The following is a 22,009-nucleotide window of genomic DNA, read 5'->3' as shown; positions in this document are numbered from 1 at the left end:
CTGCTGCCGTGGGTGTTCCGCCTCAGGTCGGTCCGTTCTCCCACGCAACCCGGTGGGGCGACACCCTGTACGTGACCGGCCAGATGCCCACCGACCCGGCCACCGGCAGGCTCGTCGGCGGCGGCATCGCCGCGCAGGCGAATCAAGTCATGACGAATCTTTCGGCAGTACTGGCCCAGTTCGACGCCACGCTCGACGACGCGCTGATGGTGCGCGTGTACCTCACCGATTTCGACGAATTCGAGGTGTTCAACACCGAATACGTCAAGTGGTTCGCCGGCCCGCTACCCAGCCGCACCTGCGTCGGAGTCACCGGCCTGGCGGTGGGAGCGGCCGTCGAGATCGATCTCATCGTCGGGCTTTCCCCGCAGCAGCCCGATCCCGCACCGACACCCACGGAGGCATGATGCTCTTTCCGACCCTTCATCCCGGCGAAGGCCACATCGGTGGCGAACACTACCTGCAATCGCACCCCGACGATGTGCTGTGGGGATGGCTGCCGAACGCGCAGACAACGCCCGTGCTCTCGGTGGCATCGGGCGAGACCGTGACGATCGACACCGTGAGCCACGAGGGAATCCTCGAAGACCAAGGGCGAGACCCGGTTTCGTACTTCGCCCAGTTCGGCATCCACAACGTGCTCAAGGACGTCGTCGACATCGCGGCGAGCCCGCTCGCCCATGACGACACCTGTGGTCCGCACATCGTCACCGGTCCGATCCAGGTCGCCGAGGCGCAGCCCGGCGACGTACTCAAGGTCGAGATTCTCGATCTCGCGATGCGCGTCCCCTACGGCTTCATCAGCAGCAGGCACGGTTACGGTGCGCTCGTCGGAGAGTTCCCCGAGTTTCCCGACTCCGAGCCGGTGCGTGCGATCGACCAGATCGTCTCGATGGGCACGATCAGTCACTTCAGTTGGGTCGAGAAGCACCATGGGAAGCCCTACGGCATGCTGTCGGCGGGCCACGGTACCGGCCGCACGGTGCGATTCCCGATCAACCCGTTCCTCGGCATCATGGGCGTCGCCCGGGCGACCGAGGACCCGGTGCCATCGGTGCCGCCCGGGGATCACGGCGGCAACATCGACATCAAACACGTCGTGTCGGGATCGACCCTGTATCTGCCCGTGCAGGTCGACGGGGCCGGCTTTTTCACGGGCGATCCGCATTTCGCACAAGGCAACGGTGAGGTCGCGCTGACAGCGCTCGAGGCACCGCTTCGGGCCACGGTGCGACTGACTGTCCTGAAGTCCGACGACGCACGCGCAGCCGTAGGGGCCGTCGCAAACCCGGTGGTGGAAACCGCCACGCATTGGATCCCGACCGGCATGGACGCCGACCTCGACGAGGCCATGCGCATCGCGGTCCGAAATGCCGTCACGTTTCTCCACACTCGGCTCAATGTGCCGCGCGATGTCGCCTTCGCCTACCTCTCGGCGGCCGGCGACTTCGAGGTGAGCCAGGTGGTGGATGCGGTCAAAGGGGTGCACTGCATGATCCGGAAGTCGGACTGGGCCGCCTGGACATAGGCGGCTTCGCGTCCGGCCTGTCCCGCGATCCGTCGGCCTCTGTCCGCGAGCAGACACATAACTGCCCATCGCCGCTGGAAAAGAGGCAGTTATGTGTCTGCTCGCGGAGTGACTTGAGTGCTACCGTCGAAATAGACGGCTACCAGAAACGGTTGGCACTCAATGATGAGAACGTCACTGCAACGGATTCTGCGCCCGATGCTGCTGGGCGCGGCAGCGCTGTCGGTCGTCATCGCACCGACCGCCGTGTGGGGGCAAGTTTCCCCGGCGCCCGCCGAAATCCAGGCCGAGCCATGTGTGAACGGTGTCATTCCGTGGAACCCGTATGTGGTGAACTGCAATCTGCAGCCCCGACCGCCCCGGGTACGCGGGTCCGCCCCTGATGCCGGCGCGATCATCGCGTGCCGGGACCGGCCGGGATGCCTGGCCTGGTACATCAACGGGCCACCGTGACGATATGAGCGAGCACCATGGGCAGCGACGAGAATGACGTCGAAAAGCGTTGGCACGACCCGGAGATGTTCCGGTCCGCAGTGTGGTACGTGGTGGCGGTGGTCGCCGTCGCCGCTGTTGCCCTGACGTTCTACGCCTTCGACCATTCCACGCTCTCGGCCTCGCTGGTCCCGACGATCGTCTTCGTCGGTGGCGTCGGCGCGTTCATCCGCACCTACCAGGTATGGAAAGCCGAAGGCACCTGGCCGATCTGGCAGGGCGCGGGCTGGTTCCTGCTGGCGTTATCGCTGTTGTGCCTGGCGGTGCCGGGTTCGGCGATGCTGTCGTGACCGTGCGGAAAACCATTGGGCAGTCACGGCACAGGCTTGTAGCGTGGAGGGCGCAGTTGCCACCAGGGTGTGCTGCCGAGATCGGAGTAGGTGAGTTGATGACTGTCACGGAGCCCACTGCTTTGAGCAGTGCCTCGATCATCCTCACTCTTCAGGCCCCGTCCTGACTCACGCCGCCCTGTCTTAGAAGAAGTTCTTCGCTGCGTGTGGGTCCGAGGGCCTCTCACAAAGGAATTCGGTCATGGACCTACCCCGTATCTTCACCATTCGCGAGAGCAGCCACCGCATCCACAATCCGCTGACTCCTGCCAAATACGCCACCCTCGGCAGGGCGCTTCGCTTGGCGCCCGGAACACGGGTGCTCGACCTGGCCAGCGGCTCAGGTGAGATGTTGTGCACCTGGGCACGTGATTTGGGCTTCACGGGCACAGGTGTGGATATCAGCACAGTGTTCACCGAACAGGCCCGGACCCGCGCCATCGAGCTCGGTGTCGCCGACCTGGTGGAGTTCGTGCACGGTGACGCCGCCGGCCATGTCGCGGCCGAGCCGGTGGATCTGGCCACGTGCATCGGCGCCACCTGGATCGGTAACGGTGTCGCCGGGACGGCCGAGTTGCTCAGCCACAGCCTCCGGCCCGGAGGACTGATGCTCGTCGGCGAGCCCTACTGGCGCCGCACTCCGCCAGACCAGAAGACGGCGCAAGCCTGCCACGCCACCAACGTGGCGGATTTCCTGCCACTCCCCGAACTGATCGAGCAGTTCGGGGACCTCGGCTACGACGTCGTGGAAATGGTGTTGGCCGACCAGGACAGCTGGGACCGGTATGCCGCGGCACAGTGGCTCAACATGCGCCGCTGGCTCGACCAGAACCCTGACGATGAACTGGCGCCCGAGGTACGCGCCGAACTCACCACCGAGCCCGCGCGCTATGCGCGCTACACGCGGGAGTATCTCGGCTGGGGAGTCTTCGCCCTGATGAGGCGCTGACCGTCAGGGCAGGATCGAGTCGACGTATCCGCCGTCGACCCGCAACGCTCCACCGGTAGTGGCCGAGGCGAGCGGAGAGGCCAGGTAAGTCACCATGTTCGCGATCTCCTCCGGCTCGATCAGCCGCTGGATCAACGACTGCGGCCGGTGCTTGATCATGAACTCCCGCTGCGCCTCGTCCCACGGCAGCGATTTGTCCACGAGTTGGTAGACGAAGTCCTCGACTCCGGCGGTGTGGGTCGGCCCGGCGATGACCGAGTTCACGGTCACGCCGGTGCCCGCCGCCTCCTTGGCGAAACCGCGCGATACCGCGAGCAAAGCCGTCTTCGACACGCCGTAATGGATCATCTCCGCGGGCGTGACGATCGCCGAGTCGCTGGCGATCTGGATCGCCCGACCCCAGCCTCGCTCGGTCATCCCGGGCAGGTAGCTGCGGATAAGTCGCACTGAGGCAAGGACATTCACGTCGAAGTAGTTGCGCCACTGCTCGTCGGTGATCTCCAGCGGCGGTACCGCGCCGAAGATGCCGAGGTTGTTCACCAGGATGTCGACGTCGGGCAGCTGCCGCAGCAGGTCGGCCGTTCCCTCCTCGGTGGAGACGTCGGCGGCGACGCCGAGGACGTCGAAGTCGCCCAGTTTGGCGACGGCTTCATCGACGCGAGCCGGGGTCCGACCGTTCACGGCGACCCGCGCACCGCTACGGGCCAGTTGCTCGGCGATGGCCAGCCCGATGCCCTGTGTCGAGCCAGTGACGAGTGCGGTCTTTCCGGTCAGTTCGATGTTCACAAGGCTGTACTACCACCGATCGGAGCAAACTATTCCAGGTTGCGCAGCTCACGCTTGAGGATCTTGCCGGTGGGGTTGCGCGGCAGCTCATCGAGGAACACCACCTCACGTGGCACTTTGTAGCGCGCCAGGTGTTCTTTGACGTAGGTCTTGATGGTGTCCTCGTCGAGGCTGGCGCCCTCGGCCTTCACCACGAAAGCCTTGAGCCGGGCACCCCATTCCTTGTCCTCGACGCCGAGCGCGGTCGCCTCGATGACATCTGGATGACCGCTGATCAGATCCTCGACCTCGGCCGGGAAGACGTTCTCGCCGCCGGACACGATCATCTCGTCATCCCGGCCGCTGACGTAGAGCAGACCGTGCTCGTCGAAGTATCCGACATCGCCGGAGGACAGCATGCCGTCGATGATCTGCTTGCCCCCGCCGCCGGTATATCCCTTGAACGGGAACGTGTTTCGCACGAAGATCCGGCCCACCTGGCCCTGCGGGAGCTCCTTGCCGTTGTCGTCGATGATCTTGACGGTGATGCCTTTGACCACCGGCCCGACCGTCGACGGGTTGATCGACAGATCCTTGGGGCGGGCGATGCTCGCGAAGGCGATCTCGGTGGAGCCGTAGAGGTTGTAGATGACGGGCCCGAGCTCCTTGAGCGCCCGGGAGGCCAGCTCGGCGCCGAGCTGGGACCCGGAGACGAACACGATCCGCAGTGAGGACAGATTCGGCTTCGGCTTCATCTGCTCGAGGTGGTCGAGCATCCGCGAGAGCATGACGGGCACCACCACCATGGCGGTCACCTGGTGTTTCTCGATGTCTTCGAGCACGGTGGCGGGCTTGAACCGGCGACGCAGCACCAGGGTCGTGCCCAGCATCATCGCGATGGTGGCGTGCAGGAATCCGAGCGCGTGGAACATCGGCGCCGGCAGCGACGTGACCTCGCCTGCCTTGAACGGGACGTGCGACAGCACTCCCCCGATCGGGGCGAGCGACGGCGGAGCGGCCCGGTTGGCGCCCTTGGGTGTGCCGGTGGTGCCGCTGGTCAGGATGATGATCGACGGGTGCTTGGTGGCCTTCGGCGCCGGACGCCCGTTGCCGCGCGCGATGACGTCGGCCAGGGTCTCGTCTGTGCTTCCGGACGGTTGATCGGAATCCGGGTTGACGCCCAACGCCCGCAGTTTGCCCAGCTCGGGATCGGCATGAGAGACCGCCGCGGTGTATTCGTCGTCGTAGATGATCACCTTGGCGCCCTCGCGCTCGGAGACCTCCTTGATCTGCGGGCCCGAGAACTCGGAGTTGAGCAGGATGATCCGGGCGCCGACCCGGGCCGCGCCGTACAGCGCAACCAGGAACCAGCGGTGGTTACGCGCCAGGATCCCCACCCCGTCACCGCCCCGGACGCCCATCGTGAGCAGTTCGTGGGCCACCGCGTGCGCCGCGGAGTCGAGCTCACCGAACGTGAATTCGCCGTCGTCGTCGATGACCGCAACCCGGTTGGGATGCCGGCGCGCGTTGAGCGCGGGGATCATCCCGATCTCACCCCAGGTCCGGATGTCGCCCAGCATGGCCAGGATGTTCTGCGGCGGTTCCAGCCGCAGCGCGCCGGCCTCGAACATCTTGCGCGCGTAGTGCAATTCGGCCGCGCCACGCTCCGCGTACTGCTTGGCCTTCGCGGTCAGGTTCGCCGGCAGATCAGACAGACTTGGCATGTCGCAACAATAAGTGACATCTATCGCACCGCGGGCGGTAACTACCATGTGCTCATGGCCGGTGCAGTGTCGCTGGAGATCGACGGCCTCGTGGTGGCCGTCAGCAACCCCGACAAGGTGGTTTTCCCTGACGCGCACGTCACCAAGCTGGACCTGATCAACTACTACCGGTCAGTGGCCGACGGCGCGTTGCGCGGGGTCTACGGACGTCCGATGATCCTCAAACGGTTCGTCAAGGGCATTGCCGCCGAGGCCATCTTCCAGAAGCGGGCACCGGAGAAGCGGCCGGATTACGTGGACGTGGCCGAGCTCAAGTACCGGTCCGGCACGTCGGCCAAGGAAGCGGTCCTGCGCGACACCGCGGGCCTGGCGTGGGCGGTGAACCTGGGCTGCGTCGACCTGAACCCGCACCCGGTGCGGGCCGAGGACCTCGACCATCCCGACGAACTGCGGGTCGACCTGGACCCGATGCCCGGGGTCGACTGGTCGCAGATCGTCGCCGTCGCACAGGTGGCCCGCGAGGTGCTGGAAGAGCACGGTCTGACGGCCTGGCCCAAGACGTCGGGCTCCCGCGGCTTCCACATCTATGCGCGGATCCACCCGGAGTGGCCGTTCACCAAAGTGCGGCTGGCCGCCGAGACGGTGGCTCGTGAAGTGGAGCGACGCGTTCCCGATCTCGCGACGGCGCGATGGTGGAAGGAGGAGCGGGGCGCCCGCGTATTCGTCGACTTCAACCAGAACGCCAAGGACCGCACGGTGGCCTCGGCCTATTCGGTGCGCGCCACCCCGGATGCGCGGGTCTCCACCCCGCTGCGCTGGGACGAGGTCGACGGCTGCCGCCCCGAAGCGTTCACGGTCGCCACCGTGCCCGCCCGGTTCGCCGAGATCGGCGACCCGTGGGAGGGCATGGACATCACGGTTGGCGGGCTGGACGGTTTGCTCGCACTCGCCGAGGAGCTCGGCCCGGCGGAGAAGGCCCCCAAGGGCGCCTCGCACGACGGTCGGAGGCAGTCGAGCATGCCCCTGATCGAGATCGCGAAGACCAAAACCAAAGACGAGGCCATGGCGGCGCTGGACGTGTGGCGCGAACGCCATCCGGCGGTCGCCGAGCGGCTCGAACCCGTCGACATCCTGCTCGACGGCATGCGCGGCCCGAGTTCGATCTGGTACCGGGTGCGGATCAACCTGCAGCACGTACCCGAGTCCGAGCGCCCGCCCCAGGAGGAACTGCTCGCCGACTACAACCCGTGGGAGCACTATCGCGGCGCGCAGTGGAAGCACTGAGGCGCACCGGAGGGCTGGGATACTGCCGTCATGGTCGAGTCGACAGCGGTTCGGGTCCTTTCCGTCGACTCACCTGACCTCGTGCCACCGCTGACGGGAGCCATCGCGGCACTCCTGCAGCAGTTGGTGGCCGGGGGCTGCAGCAGTTGGTGGCCGGGGGCGCCGCGCTGGGTTGGGTCGATCCACCCACAGAAGCCGAAGTCGCCGAACTGCTGGGCGAGACCGTCGGCGCAGTGGCGACCGGCGACGGCGCACTTCTCGTCGCGGAAGTGGACGGGCAGCCGGCCGGTTTCGCTTACTGGCGCCGGTATACGCGCCCGACGCACCGGCCCCACGCGGACATCGAGAAAGTGGCAGTGGACCCGCGGTGCCAAGGCCTTGGCATCGGCCGGCTCCTGATGCAGGGGCTGATTCGGGCCGCCGCCGAATCGCACGTCGAGGTGCTGACCCTGGATCTCCGAGGTGACAACGAGCGCGCCGCCCGGCTCTACGAGTCCTTGGGCTTCGAGAGATACGGGGTGCTTGAGAGATTCGTCGCGGTGGGTGAACGGCGATACGACAAGTTGTTCTACGCGCTGGATTTACGACAGCTGCCCTGACTCGAATCGGAAAACCGGTTACCACCCGATCGGTACTGTGGACACGTCACGCTTGAGGAGTGCGCATGCGAATCGCCCTGTTCGCGACCTGCCTGGCGGATGCGATGTTCCCGCCCGCAGCGATCGCCACGGTGCAGTTGCTCGAGCGCCTCGGCCACCAGGTGGAGTTCCCCAAGGGCCAAACCTGTTGCGGTCAAATGCATGTCAACACCGGCTACCTGAAGGAAGCCACCGCACTGGTGCGCAATCACGTCGAGGCCTTCGAATCTGCGAAGTGCGACGCGATCGTCGCCCCGTCGGGCTCATGCGTGGGTTCGGTACGCCACCAGCACGCGATGGTGGCCCGGCGCGCCGGTGACGAAGGACTCGCCACCCGTGCCGAGATCCTGGCCGCCAATACATATGAGCTGTCCGAGTTCCTGATCGACGTGCTCGGTGTCGACGACGTCGGCGCCTACTATCCGCACCGCGTCACCTATCACCCGACCTGCCACTCACTGCGCATGCTCGGGGTGGGTGAAAAACCACTGCGGCTGCTGCGCCACGTGCGGGGCCTGACGTTGGTGGAGTTGCCCGAAGCCGAATCCTGTTGTGGTTTCGGCGGAACCTTCGCGATCAAGAACTCCGACACCTCCACGGCCATGCTGGCCGACAAGATGGCCCACATCCTGGAGACAGACGCGGAGGTGTGCAGCGCCGGGGACTCCTCGTGTCTGATGCACATCGGTGGCGGGCTGAGCCGGCTGCGCTCCGGCGTGCGCACCGTGCACCTGGCCGAGATCCTGGCGGCCCAGAAATGACCACCTTCCTGGGCACCCCCGGTGTCGGCAATCTCCGCGGCGACGTGCCCTTCCCGCAAGCCGCCCGCACCGCGCTCGCCGATTCTCAATTGCGACGCAACATCGGCCATGCCACCCACACCATTCGGACCAAGCGGCTCAACGCAATCCGCGAATGCGACGACTGGGAGCAGCTGCGCGCCGCGGGCAGCGCACTCAAGCAGGACGTCATGGCACGGCTTCCCGAGTTGCTCGTACAACTCGAGGACAACGTCACCGAGCGCGGCGGCGTGGTGCACTGGGCCCGCGACGGCGACGAGGCCAACCGCATCGTCGCCGACCTGATCCGGGCCACAGGCTCCGACGAGGTGGTCAAGGTCAAGTCGATGGCCACCCAGGAGATCGGCCTCAACGAGTACCTGGAAGCCCAGGGCATCGCCGCGTTCGAAACCGACCTGGCCGAGCTCATCGTGCAGCTCGGCCACGACAAGCCCAGCCACATCCTGGTGCCGGCCATCCATCGCAACCGCGCCGAGATCCGGGAGATCTTCACCCGCGAGATGCCCGACGCCGGCGAGCTCACCGACGAGCCCCGGGTGCTGGCGATGGCGGCGAGGGCGCATCTGCGACGCAAGTTCCTCACCGCGAAGGTCGCCATCAGCGGTGCCAACTTCGGTATCGCCGAGACCGGGACACTCGCGGTGGTGGAGTCCGAAGGCAACGGACGGATGTGCCTGACGCTGCCGGACACGCTGATCACCGTGATGGGTATCGAGAAGATCGTGCCGACGTTCGCCGACCTCGAGGTCTTCATGCAGTTGCTGCCGCGCTCCTCGACGGCCGAACGGATGAACCCGTACACCTCGATGTGGACGGGCGTGCACCCCGGCGACGGGCCGCAGGAGTTCCACTTGGTCCTGCTGGACAACGGCCGCACCCGCGTGCTGGCCGACGAGGTCGGCCGCGCGGCCCTGCACTGCATCCGGTGCAGCGCCTGCCTGAATGTATGCCCGGTCTATGAACGCACCGGCGGCCACGCGTACGGCTCGGTCTATCCGGGACCGATCGGCGCGATCCTGAGTCCTCAGCTCACCGGCACCACTGGCCACGATGACCCCAACGCCAGCCTGCCGTACGCCTCGTCGCTGTGCGGCGCGTGCTTCGAAGCCTGCCCCGTGCGCATCGACATCCCCTCGATCCTGGTGCACCTCCGGGCGGCCCAGGTGGACCAGGACCGGCGGGGCCTGCCGGGTGGGCAGACCCTGGCGATGAAGGCCGCGGGGTGGGCCATGGCCGGCGCGGGCCGGTTCTCGCTGGCCGAGAAGGCGCTGGGCGCCGGGCGGCTCATCGCCGGGCGCGATCACCGCATCTCCGCGCTGCCCTGGCCGGCGTCGGCGTGGACGGCCAGCCGGGACATTCCCGCGCCGCCTGCCGAGACGTTCCGCCAGTGGTGGACCCGGACTCATGAGGAAGGACGAGGATGACCGGCCCGACGCCCCAGGCCAGGGCTTCGGTGCTGGGCCGGGTCAAGGCTGCCCTGGTGTCGGCGCCGCCGCAGGCCGTGGCGGTACCGCGGGACTATCACCACGAGCCGCTGACCGGCACCGGAAACGTCGAGAAGTTCGCCGAGACGGTCGCCGAGTACCGGGCCCGGGTCCACCCCATCGAGGTCGACACGATCGCGTCGACCGTCCTCGAGCTGGTCGGGCGGGACGCCACCGTCGTCGTCCCGGCCGATCTGCCGACCGAATGGGTGGCGGGATTGACGACCATGGTCGACGCGCCCGCGCTGGGTGTCGAGCAACTCGACAGCGCCGACGCGGTGCTGACCGGATGCGCGCTCGGTATCGCCGCGACTGGGACGATCGTGCTAGATGCCGGCCCCGCGCAGGGACGGCGCGCGCTGACGCTGGTGCCTGACCACCACATCTGCGTGGTGCGGGTCGATCAGATCGTGGACACGGTGCCGCAGGCATTCGCCGAGCTGACGCCCACGCGGCCGTTGACCTTCATCTCCGGCCCCAGCGCCACCAGCGACATTGAACTACAGCGTGTAGAAGGCGTCCACGGACCGCGAACACTCGACGTACTGATCGTGTGAACCTTACCGACGAGTAAGCCCCCGAGGGTTCTTAGCAAAGTATTAACGCTGGCACCCAGCCGCCTTAGATTGCCCGCATAACTTTGGGGACAGGTTGACGCGACGGAGCTCAGCCAGAGCTCAAGAAGGACGGCGGGAGGCTGATCATGACATTCACGAACAACACCCCGGCAATGGATCGACACTTTCGGTACGGGAACTCGGCGGTCATCTGCGAGGGCGCTTCGATGCGCGCGCAGTGCCGTCAGCTGGCGACAGTGGTGACCGTCAAGGGCGATGTCGACAACAACAACATCGACCAGATCGCGTCGTATGTAAATCGGTTCATCCTTGCGGAGAAGCCGCTGGCACTCGACCTGAGTGGCGTAAACAGCTTTGCCCCGCAGGCGATCTCACTGTTCTACGACATCGATGAGAAGTGCGGCGCACTCGGAGTGGACTGGTCGGTAGTCGCCAGCCAGCCGGTCGCCGCCGAGATTCACCACCAGGAGGTGGGCGTACCGCTCAGCTCCTCGGTGCCCGAAGCGCTGCATCACTTCGCCGAAGGCAACACGGCACGCCGCCGGTTGCTCCCCCTGCTTATCAAGAGCGCCTGAGAGAAAGGCCAACGCAATGTTGATCGATGTCCGCTGGTTGACCCGCCTGCTTCGTCATCGCCACCGGGCGGTGCACATCTGACCCAACGCACACCAGACAACCTTCGAGGTGACTGCCGGACCTGGTCCGGCAGTCACCTCGTTTTTGTGGGCTATTTGTAGGCGACGTGGACGCGGTGGATCTGCCCCTCGAAGGGGAAAGGGGCACGTTCGCGGTAGTCCAGCGACACCGGTGAACCCAGGCAGGTGCCGATGTCCAGGCAGTCGTTGGCGGTGAACAACAACGGTGCACTGATCGGGACCTGACCACTGGCGATCGTGTCGCCGTTGCGCGCGATGGTGATGTCGAGCGGTCCGGCCGGGCGGGGATCGGCGTACTGGGTGGTCACGGTGATGGTGGCCCGCCCGGGCGGCACCTTGCCCTCCGAACGGATCTTCGTGCGCTGCAGGATGAAGAGGTTGTACTCGTAGCAGAGTCGGCCCTCGTCCAGGTAGACCGTCAGCCCACCGGCCGCGGCGCCGAGCGCATACAGCACCCCGTTGGCGTTGGCAGGAATATCGACGTCGATGGTGACGACGTTGTTCTTGTTGCCCAGCGCCGGTGCACAGAACTCGGGCATCCGGATTGTGTCCCCGGAGAACTCCCACTCCTTGTACGGCGGGGCGATGCGCAACTCGGGGTGATAGACCGGAACCCACAGGCCACCGCCGATCGGCAGCACCTCGTTGCGGGCGGCTTCGACCATGAACATCTCCCGCATCTGAGCCAGCTTCTCGGGCTCCTCGGCGGCGAGATCGTGGGCCTGCGACCAATCTTCGTCGAGGTGGTACAGCTCCCAGGTGTCGTTGTCGGGGGTCCAGGTGGCGATGCCCGGCGGCTGGCCCGGTACCCACGGCAGCCGCGGTCCGCGGGCCGAGGCCATCCAGCCGTCGTGGTAGATACCGCGGCTGCCCATGATCTCGAAGTACTGGGTCTTCTTGCCGCCGGGTGCATTGCGGTCAGCCAACGTACGGGCGAAACTCGCTCCCGCCAGCGGCATCTGGGGCTCCCCGTTGACCACCTGGGGCGGTGCGATCCCGACGATCTCGTAGATGGTCGGCACGATGTCGTTGCAGTGCAGGAACACGTCGCGGGGTGCGGCGTCGGCGTTGATCCGGGCCGGCCAGCGCACCGCCATCGGGTTGCGCGTGCCACCCAGATGCGAGGCAAGCAGCTTCATGCCCTTGTACGGAGTGCTGCCCGCCCACGCCCAGGCCGCGTGGTACTGGTTGTCGACCAGCGGGGAACCCAGTACGTCGAGGCCACCGAGTTCGTCGAGGGCGTCGATGTGCTGGCGGACCGTGGTGGGAATCCCGTTCTGCGCCAACAGCTCAGCGATCGTGCCGTTCTGTCCCTCACCCGAGGAACCGTTGTCGCCCCAGATGTAGAAGAACAGGGTGTTCTCGGCGTAGCCGAGCGATTCGAGTTCGTCGGCGATGCGGCCGACCTGGACGTCGACGTGTTCGGCGTAGCCCGCGGCGACCTCCATCAGCCGGCGCTGGAACGGCTTCTCGTCTTCGGGGATGTCGTCCCAGCCGGCCAGCGTCTCGTCACGTTCGGTGAGTTGGCAGTCCTGCGGGATCCAGCCCTTGTCCTTGGCGCGCTCGAACACCCGCTGCCGGTAGGCGTCCCAGCCGTCGTCGAACTTGCCCGCGTACTTGTCCGCCCACTCCTTCATGATGTGGTGCGGGCCGTGCAGGCAACCGCTGGCCCAGTACATCATGAACGGCTTGTCGGCATTGAACGCCTTGTGCCGGCGCAACCACGAGATGGCGTCGTCGGCCAGATCCTCCGACAGGTGGTAGCCCTCTTCGGGAGTATTCGGCGGGGCGACCACGGTGGTGTTGCGCACGAGGTTCGGTTCGTACTGTGAGGCCTCACCGGCCAGGAATCCGTAGAAGTACTCGAAACCCAAACCGGTGGGCCAGTTCTCGAACGGCCCGGCGGCGGTGGTCTCCTCCGCAGGGGTGTTGTGCCATTTCCCGAAGGCCGAGGTCGCGTAGCCGTACTGCTTGAGCACCTCGGCCACGGTGGCGCTCGACCGCGGGATCTTGCCCGCGTAGCCGTCCCAGTCGTTGGCCAGTTCGGCGATCTGACCGTTGCCGATCTCGTGGTGGTTGCGGCCGGTGAGCAGTGACGCCCGGGTGGGCGAGCACATGGCGGTGGTGTGAAAGCGGTTGTAGGACACCCCTTCAGCGCAGATCTTGTCCAGGGTCGCGGTCGTCACCTCACCACCGAAGGTCGATGGCAAACCGGGACCGGCATCGTCGATCAGCACGATGACGATGTTGGGCGAGTCAGCGTGCAGTCGCCTAGGCACCGCGCGTGGCTGGTACGTCGACTCCTGCAACGTGCGGCCCGCAATACTGCCCGATGGGACCGGCGGGAACGGCAAAACACCACCGTCCGGTAGAACCGCCGCCACCAACTGGTCACCCTGCACGTCAGACACCGCGCCCCTCTCATCAATAGGACATTGGTCTGTGCAGCCAGCCATTTGGGGCAAGCCGCGCAGCCGATTCACCCCGACCCGGGCATCCACTGTGCAGCAAACCGACAGCTTCTGTCTTGACATTCCAGGACAAATCTTTGACATTGTGGGACATGGCCGTGATTCGCGGGACGGCACTCACGAATTTTCACCAGCTCGTCACCGAACTCGGCGGGGATAGTCGCGCTCTGGTCGCTGCCGCCCACATCCCCTACGAGGATGTCGGCCGCCATGACCGGTTCATCTCCCTCCCCAACGGCGCCCAGATGCTCGAGGACACTGCCGCCGCGCTCGAAACCCCCGACTTCGGACGACGTTTGGCATTGCGTCAAGGCATCGACATTCTGGGCCCGGTCGGATTGGCCGGCCGAAACGCGGCCACCGTCGCCGAAGCCTTCCTGATCTTCGACAAATTCATGGCGGCCTACAGCCCATCGATCACCGCACGGATCACCACCCACCTCGACCCGGACCTGCGGCGCTTCGAATTCGAGTACGTCCTGGACCCGTCACCGCCTCAAGCCCAGGCCATCGAACTGTCGCTCGGAGTCACGCTGCAGGTGCTGCGCCTGTTCCTCGGTGCGGCCTACCGTCCCGTCGCGGTGCACCTGCCCCATCCCGCGCTGACCTCCGCGGACGACTATCAGAGCTACTTCGGCTGCCCGCCGAGCTTTTTCGAGCCGGTCGCCGGCTTCACCGTGCGCGCCACCGACCTGCAGCGGCCACTGCCCACCGATCAACTCGCCCACCAGACCGCGGTGGATTACCTCGCCCAGGTGATGGGCGAGTCCAACCCGGCCACCAGCCAACTGGTGCGTAGCCTGGTGCGCCAGCTCCTGCCGACCGGCGCGATCGGCCTGACCGATATCGCCCGCCACATCGGCCTGCACCCCAAGGCCCTGCAACGGCGACTGCGCGCGGAGAACGCCACGTTCGCCGACCTGGTCGACCAGACCCGTCGCGAGGTCGCCCAACGCCTGCTGCTCGACACCGATCTCGGCCTCGACCAGCTGTGCCACCAACTCGGCTACGCCGAGCAGAGCGTCCTCACCCGGTCCTGCAAACGCTGGTTCGGCACCACCCCGACGGCTTATCGCAACGCCCGGATCGGCTCGCCGCTGCGGCCCTAAACACCGGCACGCCAAGCCAAGCCACGTCCTTGCCGAGCGAAGGATTCGTCGCGCACAACCCGTCCCGCCTGCTAATGTTCGGCCCGCCGGGCGATGCAATCGGCACCTGCCCACCTCGGGAAGGAGTCCCGCTGTGTCCCGCACACTGACCACCGTGCGCTACGGGGTGGTGCCCGCTTTCGCGGCCGGTGCCGTCGGGGTCGCCGTCGCCTTGTTCAGCCCGGTGACCGCGGCCGCCGAGCCGCCGCCGCGCCCACCCAACTGCACGGCTGCCGATCTCGCCGGCATCGCCTCCGGCGTCGCCTCCGCGACGTCGACGTACCTGTTCACGCATCCAGACGTCAACGATTTCTACACAAGTCTGCGAAGCCGTCCCGAAGAAGACACTCCGGAGGCCACGCGCGTCTTCTTCGACGCCAACCCGCAGGCCCACGCCGACCTCGCCGGGATCCGCCAACCGCTCACCGACTTCCGGGCCCGGTGCGGTATCAAGGCACCTGACCAGCCATTAGGACAATGATGTACGCCTCGAAGCCCCGATCATCCTGGCTGCGCGCCGCCACGGCCGCGCTTGCCTTCACCGCGCTGCCCGGCGCCATCGTCCTGGCCGCACCGGCCGGGACCGCCAGCGCCGACGTGTGCGCGAGCGCCGGACGCCGCATCTCGGTGGGCGGTTGCGTCAACATCGCCGACGCGGTCTCCCCCTACGTGCCGCCGCCGACGTACTACGCACCGCTTCCCGAAGATCCGCCACCGCCTCCGCCGGGCGCGAACGTCAGCGGATGCATCGGTTACAACGGCCGGTGGGTCCACGCGGGCGGGTGTAACTAGCTCGGAGAGGCCGAACACCTTCGCCGTTTGACGCCGTTTTCTACGCAGGGGTCGCGATTTTTGCTTTCAGCAGCCCCCACGTAGAAACCGGCGAAGGAAAAGCCAGACAAACGAGACCTCAGGCGATCGCGCCCGCGTCCTTGAGTTCTTCGATCCGGTCCCAGTCCAGGCCGAGCTCCATCAGCACGATCTCGGTGTGCTCGGAGGCCTGGGGTGCGCGCGTGGTCTCCAGCGGTTCGTGGTTGAACTGCACGGGCCCGCGCACCACCTTGAACGGCTTGCCGCCGTCACTGGCGTCCACCTCGACGATCATGTCGTTGGCCACGGCCTGGTCGTCCGTGGTCAGGTCGACCAGGCTCTGGAACGGCGCCCACTGACCCTTCATCGTCTTGAGGTGCTGACGCCAGTACTCGAACGGCTTGCTGCCGATCGCCTTCGCGATGAGTTCGACGCCTTCCGAAGCATTCTCGATCAGCGGCAGCGCATCGGAGAACCGTGGATCATCGGCGAGCTCGGGCAGACCGAGATGTTCGAAGGCGTCGCGGATGTAGCCGGTCGGGCTCACGATGCACAGGTTGATGGTGCCGCCGTCGGACGTCCGGTAGTTGGCCATGAAAGGGTTCACGGAGGTGGCGTCGTCGGGCATCAGCGAGCGCATCGTCTCACCGGTCTCCATGCCCTGGGTGACGCTGGCGCCGGCCGCCCACCACGCCGTGCTCAGCAGCGAGACGTCGATCTCGGCGGTTTCCCCGGTCCGCTCCCGGTGGAACAGTGCCGCCGCGATACCGCCGGCGATGTTCATCCCGCCGATCGAGTCGCCGAAGGCCGGAATGCCTTGGGACAGTGCACCGTTGATCGCCTCCGGGGTGAGCGCATGGCCGACACCGCTACGAGTCCAGAACGCCGTGCCGTCGAAGCCTCCGGTGTCACGCTCGGGCCCTTTGTCTCCGTACGCGCTGCCGCGGGCGTAGATGATGTCCGGGTTTGCCGCCCGGATGTGCTCGACGTCGAACTTGTTCTTCTGCCGTTGAGCGGGAAGGTAATTGGTCAGGAACACGTCGGCGGTCTTGGCGATCTCGTAGAGCACCTCCTGACCGCCGGGGGTCGAGACGTCGATGCCGACGCTGCGCTTGCCACGGTTGGGGTGCTCGATGAGCGGATGCCGGTCCGGGTCCAATTGGAACCCGCCCATGTTGATGAAGCCCCGCTGGGTGTCGCCGCGCACCGGGTGTTCCACCTTGATGACGTCGGCGCCCCAGTCCGCGAGGATGGCCCCCGCCGCCGGCACGAAGGTGAACTGAGCGACCTCAAGCACCCGCACGCCCTGCATGACCTTGATCAACGCGGCTCCTCACCGTCGGACTTACGGTAAGTGTAGCGGGACGGTTTCAGGCGGACGGACCCCGCACTGGCATCAGACCTGAATCTGCCCGCCGTCGACAGCCAACTCCGCTCCGGTCATGAAGCTGCTCTGATCCGACGCCAGGAACACCACCGCAGAGGCGATCTCTTCGGGGCGGCCGAGCCGCTTCATCGGCACCTGTGCGGCCAGACCGTCGAGCAGATCCTGCTTCTGATCAGCCGGCGCCAAACCTGTCAGCCCAGGCGTCTCGATCGGTCCGGGCACGATGGTGTTGACGCGGATCTTGCGGTCGGCCAGTTCAGCAGCCCAAGTGCGGCCGAGCGAGCGGATGGCCGCCTTGGATGCCGCGTAGAGCCCGAATGCGGGCATCCCCCCGGAGGCGGCGGTGGAGCCGGCGAGGACGATCGAGGCGCCCTCGTTGAGCAGCGGCAGCGTTTTCTGCACGGTGAACACCGTGCCGGCCACGTTGCGATCGAAGTTGTCCCGGTAATGCTCCGGGGTGACATCGGCGAGGGTCGCGAAGTCACCGCCGCCCGCGTTGGCGAAGACCACGTCGAGCCCCTTGCCGTGCTTGGCGATCTCCTCGGCGAGGGTGTCGAGTTCTTCGATCTTGCTGATGTCGCTTTGGATTCCGTGCCCGCCGATGGAGGCGGCCGCCTCGTCCAGCCGAGCACGGTCACGGCCGGTGATGAAGACGTAGGCGCCCTCGTCGGCGAGCCGGCGGGCGGTGGCAAGGCCGATGCCCGAGGTTCCTCCGGTCACCAGTGCCGTCTTGCCGTCGAGCTGTCCCATGATCGAACTCCGTTCGTGTGTGGTTACTACGTTCCGCCCGCTACAACATAAGTGACATATCACCTATTCCGGCGCGTTCAGCACTGTCCACAGCCGAATGATCCGCCCGTTCGAAATCTCGGCCACGTCGAAGCCCGATACCACTGTCGCATCATCCGCGGTGCGTACTTCCCAGGCCAGAAAACCGAGCCCGCGAGTCTTCCGGACGGGGCCGGCCTTCACGAAATGCAGCCCTTGCAGCTTTTCCTGCAGTTCAGCCGCTTTGACGTTGAGCTCGTCGCGGCCGGTGACGACGCCTTCATCGTCGGTCCACTGCACGTCGTCCGAGTAAGTGGTCGCGATGGCTTCAGCGCGGAGTTTCGGGTCGCGCTGGTCGAACACGGCCAGCAGATTGGCCTCCATCAGGTGGGTGGTGACGTCACTCATTGCTGCACTCCTGACATTTAGGTGATAGTTCACCTAAATGCTAGCCCGGTGGGGCAGGCAGTGAGCTGTTGTGATTGAGGTTGACGTGGATATGTTCGAGTGCCGCGGTGAACGGCGCCAGCAGGTTGTCGGGTAGTGGATCGAAGAAGAGGCTGCGCACCAGGTCGACGTGAGCCGGCGCGGCTTCCTCGATGGCCTGCCGGCCGCCCTCGGTGAGCATGACGTTGGTCGTGCGGCCATCGTCGGCGCTGGGGCGGCGTTCGGTCAGGCCACGTTCCTCCATGCGCCGCAACTGATGTGACAGCCGGCTGCGCTCCCAGCCGATGTGCGCGGCGAGATCGCCGACACGCATGCCCTCATCACGCGCACTCAACGCCACCAGCACGTCATAGTCGGCTAGCGACAATCCCGAGTCGGCCTGCAGTTGGCGGTTCATCTCGTAGTTCATCCGCAGTTGCACACGCATATAGGCGATCCAGGCGCGTTGCTGCTTCGGCGTCAGCCATCCCTGCTTCGGTGATGTGTCCCGCACTTTTCTCGGCGCCATTTCGCCAGTATGACGGTCCGTGCCGCGGTCGAACCCTGCGAAGGGGCGGTTCACCGCGTCGTCGCCTCCACCCCACGCGTGACCTGACCGAATGCCGGGTACCCCAGCCCCGAATGGAGTTACCGTCGGGTAGGGCCCAATCCATGGAGGCCGGCTATGACCGCTACCGGAGAAGTCAACGAACGACAGGCCAGGCAGGTCGCCGAGCAGGCGCGGGAAGCGCAGTGGCACCAGCCCAGCTTCGGCAAAGAACTGTTCCTCGGCAGATTGCGGTTGGATCTGGTCCATCCGCACCCGCGAGGTCCGGCCGAGTCGACAGAGCGGGGCGAGGCATTCCTATCCAGGCTTCGGGAGTTCTGCGAGACGCAGATCGACGCCGCAGTCATCGAACGTGACGCCCAGATCCCGGACAAGGTGATCCAGGGATTGAAGGAACTCGGTGCGTTCGGCATGAAGATCTCCACCGAATACGACGGGCTCGGGCTGTCGCAGGTCTCCTACAACAAGGCGCTCGCCCTGGTCGGCTCCGTGCACCCAGCGCTCGGGGCATTGCTGTCCGCTCACCAGTCGATCGGCGTACCGCAGCCGGTATCGATGTTCGGGACCGCCGAGCAGAAGCGCACCTGGTTGCCGCGGTGCACCCGGGAGATCAGCGCGTTCCTGCTCACCGAGCCGGATGTCGGCAGCGACCCGGCCCGCCTGCACGCAACCGCCACCCCCGACGGCGACGACTACCTGCTCAACGGCGTCAAACTGTGGACCACCAACGGCGTCATCGCCGACCTGCTGGTGGTGATGGCCCAGGTCCCCGCGAGCGAAGGACACAAGGGCGGCATCACCGCATTCGTCGTCGAGGCGGATACGCCCGGCATCGTCGTCACCAACCGCAACGCGTTCATGGGACTCCGCGGAATCGAGAACGGCCTGACCAAGCTGACCGACGTGCGAGTGCCCGCCGCGAACCGGATCGGCCGGGAAGGAGAAGGCCTGAAGATCGCGCTGACCACACTCAACGTGGGACGCCTCTCGCTTCCGGCCGTGTGCACCGGAACGTCGAAGTGGTGCTTGAAGATCGCCCGGGAGTGGTCCCGGGAACGCGTGCAATGGGGCCGGCCGGTCGGTGAGCACGATGCGGTGGCCGGCAAGGTGGCGTTCATCGCCGCCACCGCTTACGGCATCGAGTCGATGGTCGAGCTGGCCGGCGAGCTCGCTGACGCGGGCCGCACCGACATCCGGATCGAGGCCGCCCTGGCCAAGCTCTACGGCTCGGAGATGACGTGGCTGATCGCCGACGAGCTGGTGCAGATTCGTGGCGGCCGTGGCTTCGAGACCGCACAGTCACTGGCCGCCCGCGGGGAACGCGGGGTACCCGTCGAGCAGATCCTGCGCGACATGCGGATCAACCGGATCTTCGAAGGCTCCACCGAGATCATGCATCTGATGCTGGCCCGCGAGGCGGTGGACGCTCATCTCTCGGTGGCAGGAGACATCATCGACCCCGACACCGACCTCAAACACAAGGCCAAGGCGGCCGCCCAGGCCGGCAAGTTCTATGCGCGATGGCTGCCCACCCTGGTCACCGGAAAAGGCCAGTTGCCAACGTCCTTCACCGAATTCGGCCCGCTGGCCGAACACCTGCGTTATGTCGAACGGGCCAGCCGCAAGCTTGCCCGCAGCACCTTCTACGCGATGTCGCGCTGGCAGGGCAGGTTGGAGTACAAGCAACGTTTCCTCGGCCGGATCGTCGACATCGGGGCGGAGTTGTTCGCGATGACGGCGGCCTGCGTCCGGGCCCGCAGCGACGCACCCGACTCCGCCGTGGGCCTCGCCGACGCGTTCTGCCGTCAGGCCCGAGTGCGGGCCGAGGAGTTGTTCACCCAACTCTGGGACAACAGCGATGACTCCGACCGCACCCTGGCACACGACGTTCTCGCCGGCCGCTACACATGGCTGGAGGACGGGATCATCGATCCCTCCATCGAAGGACCGTGGATCGCCCAGGAGGGCGGTGACGTGACACGCGACGTGCACCGCGTCATTCGGTGAGCAATGTTGCTTGCGCACGTGAACAATCCACTGGCACAGGCTTCCTCAGGACCGGGCACGCCCGTAAACTGAATGGGTTATGACGACCCCGTCGAACGCTCATAGCGGATGGGGACAGTGGCCGCATTCGATGGATGCGTTCGATCACCGTCTCACCCGCAGACAGGCGCGTAACATGAGCCGGCGGTTCGCCGGGGTCGGGGTGGGCATCGCCGCGGCGCGCCTTCGTGAAATCTCTTCCGGCGCACCTGCCGACGATGCTGAACTGGCCCGTGTCGAGTTCGCCTTCGTCGCAGACGAACTCATGCACGACGAGCGACTCGCGAAACTTGCCCGGGGTAAGCAGCGCTGCACAATGTGGCTCGTGGTCACCGTGATGGGCCTGATCATGTTCAGTTCGTTGCTGTGCATGATCGTGCTGATGTTGAGCCTGATGCAGCACTCGGCACCGTTCTGAGCGCGCAGCTCAGTCGAATGCCACGCTGAAGTACTGCGTCTCCTGGAACTCGTGCAAGCCTTCCCGGGCGCCTTCGCGACCGAGCCCGCTCTGCTTCATCCCACCGAACGGGGTCGACGGGTCCGACACGATGCCCCGGTTGATACCGACCATGCCCGCGTCGAACGACTCTGCGAGCCGCACCGCATCCTGCAGGCGACCGGCGTAAACGTAAGCCGCCAAACCGTACTCGGTGTCGTTGACCCAACGCAGGAGATCGTCCTCGTCCTCCCACACCACGACCGGCGCGACGGGCCCGAAGATTTCGTCGGCAAGGATCGCAGCGTCGGGGGCGACCCCGGTGAGCAGGGTCGGGGCGACGAACCAACCCTCGGCCGGCGCCTGCGCCTGCGCGGCGATCACCGCACCGTCGGCCACCGCGGCATCGATCGCGGCCGCCACTCGCTGTGCCGCGCGCTCGCTGACCAGGGGGCCGACCTGTGAGGCAGGATCCGATGCCGGGCCCACCCGCAGAGCCGCCACCTCGGCGGCGAAACCTGCGACGAACTCGTCGGCGACCGACGCATGGACGTAGAACCGGTTGGCCGCGGTGCAGGCCTGACCGCCACCCGGAACGTTGGCGATGCTCGCCGATCGGCGCCGCCACGACGCCGGTGGGCCGCTTCGACGGTCGAGCAGTCGGCCGTGCACCAGCCATCGAACACGGGGCGATTGCCGCCGAGGTTCCCGATCGCCTCGCG

Annotated in this window: 24 protein-coding genes; 16 read left to right on the top strand and 8 right to left on the bottom strand. The window is 66.3% G+C overall.

Translation table 11 applies throughout. The features are described from left to right. The first annotated feature begins 8 nt into the window (after positions 1-8). The 5 genes from G6N57_RS08560 to G6N57_RS08540 all read left to right on the top strand — a co-directional run bounded on the left by G6N57_RS08560 (position 9) and on the right by G6N57_RS08540 (position 3,298). Positions 9-407 carry a RidA family protein gene (locus G6N57_RS08560; RefSeq protein WP_322790654.1) on the top strand — a complete coding sequence of 133 codons (399 nt, stop codon included), beginning with the start codon at positions 9-11 and terminating at the stop codon, positions 405-407. Beyond that, complete coding sequence (locus tag G6N57_RS08555; protein WP_077741848.1) at positions 407-1,528, top strand: acetamidase/formamidase family protein; 1,122 nt, start codon at positions 407-409, stop codon at positions 1,526-1,528. The genes G6N57_RS08560 and G6N57_RS08555 overlap by 1 nt, the downstream gene beginning before the upstream one ends. Before the next feature lie 162 nt (positions 1,529-1,690). After that, positions 1,691-1,981, top strand: coding sequence for a hypothetical protein (locus G6N57_RS08550; RefSeq protein ID WP_322790652.1), 291 nt, complete (start codon positions 1,691-1,693; stop codon positions 1,979-1,981). A gap of 17 nt (positions 1,982-1,998) precedes the next feature. Next, a complete protein-coding gene (locus G6N57_RS08545) occupies positions 1,999-2,310 on the top strand; it encodes a hypothetical protein (protein ID WP_077740070.1) in 312 nt (103 codons plus the stop codon). A gap of 241 nt (positions 2,311-2,551) precedes the next feature. Next, entirely contained in the window at positions 2,552-3,298 is a 747-nt protein-coding gene (locus tag G6N57_RS08540; RefSeq protein ID WP_077740069.1) for an SAM-dependent methyltransferase, read from the top strand. A 3-nt stretch (positions 3,299-3,301) separates the two neighbouring features. On the opposite strand, the gene G6N57_RS08535 is transcribed toward G6N57_RS08540, so the two are convergent. Further along, positions 3,302-4,084: an SDR family NAD(P)-dependent oxidoreductase gene (locus tag G6N57_RS08535; protein WP_065513187.1), complete on the bottom strand. Its 783-nt coding sequence runs from the start codon at positions 4,082-4,084 to the stop codon at positions 3,302-3,304. 29 nt (positions 4,085-4,113) lie between these two features. After that, complete coding sequence (gene fadD2 / locus G6N57_RS08530; protein ID WP_065513186.1) at positions 4,114-5,787, bottom strand: long-chain-fatty-acid--CoA ligase FadD2; 1,674 nt, start codon at positions 5,785-5,787, stop codon at positions 4,114-4,116. Between the two features lie 54 nt (positions 5,788-5,841). On the opposite strand from fadD2, the gene ligD reads away from it, so the two are divergent. The 6 genes from ligD to G6N57_RS08500 all read left to right on the top strand — a co-directional run bounded on the left by ligD (position 5,842) and on the right by G6N57_RS08500 (position 11,146). Continuing rightward, on the top strand, positions 5,842-7,071 hold the full coding sequence (ligD, locus tag G6N57_RS08525) for a non-homologous end-joining DNA ligase (RefSeq protein ID WP_077740068.1): 1,230 nt from the start codon (positions 5,842-5,844) through the stop codon (positions 7,069-7,071). 149 nt (positions 7,072-7,220) lie between these two features. Then, entirely contained in the window at positions 7,221-7,670 is a 450-nt protein-coding gene (locus tag G6N57_RS08520; protein WP_234815620.1) for a GNAT family N-acetyltransferase, read from the top strand. A 65-nt stretch (positions 7,671-7,735) separates the two neighbouring features. Next, a complete protein-coding gene (locus G6N57_RS08515; RefSeq protein WP_077740066.1) occupies positions 7,736-8,470 on the top strand; it encodes a (Fe-S)-binding protein in 735 nt (244 codons plus the stop codon). Then, on the top strand, positions 8,467-9,933 hold the full coding sequence (locus G6N57_RS08510; RefSeq protein ID WP_077740065.1) for a LutB/LldF family L-lactate oxidation iron-sulfur protein: 1,467 nt from the start codon (positions 8,467-8,469) through the stop codon (positions 9,931-9,933). Before G6N57_RS08515 ends, G6N57_RS08510 begins: the two co-directional genes overlap by 4 nt. After that, positions 9,930-10,550 carry a LutC/YkgG family protein gene (locus tag G6N57_RS08505; protein WP_077740064.1) on the top strand — a complete coding sequence of 207 codons (621 nt, stop codon included), beginning with the start codon at positions 9,930-9,932 and terminating at the stop codon, positions 10,548-10,550. Before G6N57_RS08510 ends, G6N57_RS08505 begins: the two co-directional genes overlap by 4 nt. 146 nt (positions 10,551-10,696) lie before the next feature. Further along, on the top strand, positions 10,697-11,146 hold the full coding sequence (locus tag G6N57_RS08500; RefSeq protein ID WP_036447087.1) for an STAS domain-containing protein: 450 nt from the start codon (positions 10,697-10,699) through the stop codon (positions 11,144-11,146). 152 nt (positions 11,147-11,298) lie between these two features. Here the strand turns inward: G6N57_RS08500 and G6N57_RS08495 are convergent, their stop codons facing one another. Then, entirely contained in the window at positions 11,299-13,638 is a 2,340-nt protein-coding gene (locus tag G6N57_RS08495; RefSeq protein ID WP_077740063.1) for an arylsulfatase, read from the bottom strand. Positions 13,639-13,790: 152 nt separating this feature from the next. Between G6N57_RS08495 and G6N57_RS08490 the strand changes: the two genes are divergently transcribed. The 3 genes from G6N57_RS08490 to G6N57_RS08480 all read left to right on the top strand — a co-directional run bounded on the left by G6N57_RS08490 (position 13,791) and on the right by G6N57_RS08480 (position 15,638). Beyond that, entirely contained in the window at positions 13,791-14,807 is a 1,017-nt protein-coding gene (locus G6N57_RS08490) for an AraC family transcriptional regulator (protein ID WP_077740062.1), read from the top strand. Between the two features lie 133 nt (positions 14,808-14,940). Further along, positions 14,941-15,327, top strand: coding sequence for a heme-binding protein (locus G6N57_RS08485; protein ID WP_077740061.1), 387 nt, complete (start codon positions 14,941-14,943; stop codon positions 15,325-15,327). 29 nt (positions 15,328-15,356) lie between these two features. After that, positions 15,357-15,638, top strand: coding sequence for a hypothetical protein (locus G6N57_RS08480; protein ID WP_407665979.1), 282 nt, complete (start codon positions 15,357-15,359; stop codon positions 15,636-15,638). 118 nt (positions 15,639-15,756) lie between these two features. Here the strand turns inward: G6N57_RS08480 and G6N57_RS08475 are convergent, their stop codons facing one another. The 4 genes from G6N57_RS08475 to G6N57_RS08460 all read right to left on the bottom strand — a co-directional run bounded on the left by G6N57_RS08475 (position 15,757) and on the right by G6N57_RS08460 (position 18,766). Beyond that, positions 15,757-16,968: a CaiB/BaiF CoA transferase family protein gene (locus G6N57_RS08475; protein WP_077741846.1), complete on the bottom strand. Its 1,212-nt coding sequence runs from the start codon at positions 16,966-16,968 to the stop codon at positions 15,757-15,759. An 84-nt stretch (positions 16,969-17,052) separates the two neighbouring features. Continuing rightward, positions 17,053-17,793, bottom strand: coding sequence for an SDR family oxidoreductase (locus G6N57_RS08470; RefSeq protein WP_077740059.1), 741 nt, complete (start codon positions 17,791-17,793; stop codon positions 17,053-17,055). 63 nt (positions 17,794-17,856) lie between these two features. Further along, positions 17,857-18,219, bottom strand: coding sequence for a nuclear transport factor 2 family protein (locus G6N57_RS08465; RefSeq protein ID WP_234815619.1), 363 nt, complete (start codon positions 18,217-18,219; stop codon positions 17,857-17,859). Between the two features lie 40 nt (positions 18,220-18,259). Further along, a complete protein-coding gene (locus G6N57_RS08460) occupies positions 18,260-18,766 on the bottom strand; it encodes a MarR family winged helix-turn-helix transcriptional regulator (protein WP_077740058.1) in 507 nt (168 codons plus the stop codon). Between the two features lie 156 nt (positions 18,767-18,922). On the opposite strand from G6N57_RS08460, the gene G6N57_RS08455 reads away from it, so the two are divergent. Both G6N57_RS08455 and G6N57_RS08450 read left to right on the top strand, forming a co-directional pair. Further along, positions 18,923-20,812, top strand: a complete 1,890-nt coding sequence (locus G6N57_RS08455; protein WP_077740057.1) for an acyl-CoA dehydrogenase family protein — start codon at positions 18,923-18,925, stop codon at positions 20,810-20,812. A 175-nt stretch (positions 20,813-20,987) separates the two neighbouring features. Further along, positions 20,988-21,269, top strand: coding sequence for a hypothetical protein (locus G6N57_RS08450; RefSeq protein WP_234815618.1), 282 nt, complete (start codon positions 20,988-20,990; stop codon positions 21,267-21,269). Between the two features lie 9 nt (positions 21,270-21,278). Here G6N57_RS08450 and G6N57_RS08445 read toward each other — a convergent pair whose 3' ends face one another. Then, a complete protein-coding gene (locus G6N57_RS08445) occupies positions 21,279-21,959 on the bottom strand; it encodes an aldehyde dehydrogenase family protein (RefSeq protein WP_235680586.1) in 681 nt (226 codons plus the stop codon). Positions 21,960-22,009: the final 50 nt, after the last annotated feature.

This window comes from Mycolicibacterium boenickei (genome assembly GCF_010731295.1).
Classification (GTDB): domain Bacteria; phylum Actinomycetota; class Actinomycetes; order Mycobacteriales; family Mycobacteriaceae; genus Mycobacterium; species Mycobacterium boenickei.
Note: the sequence above shows the minus strand (reverse complement) of the source record. Positions and strands in the feature narration are given on the sequence as shown.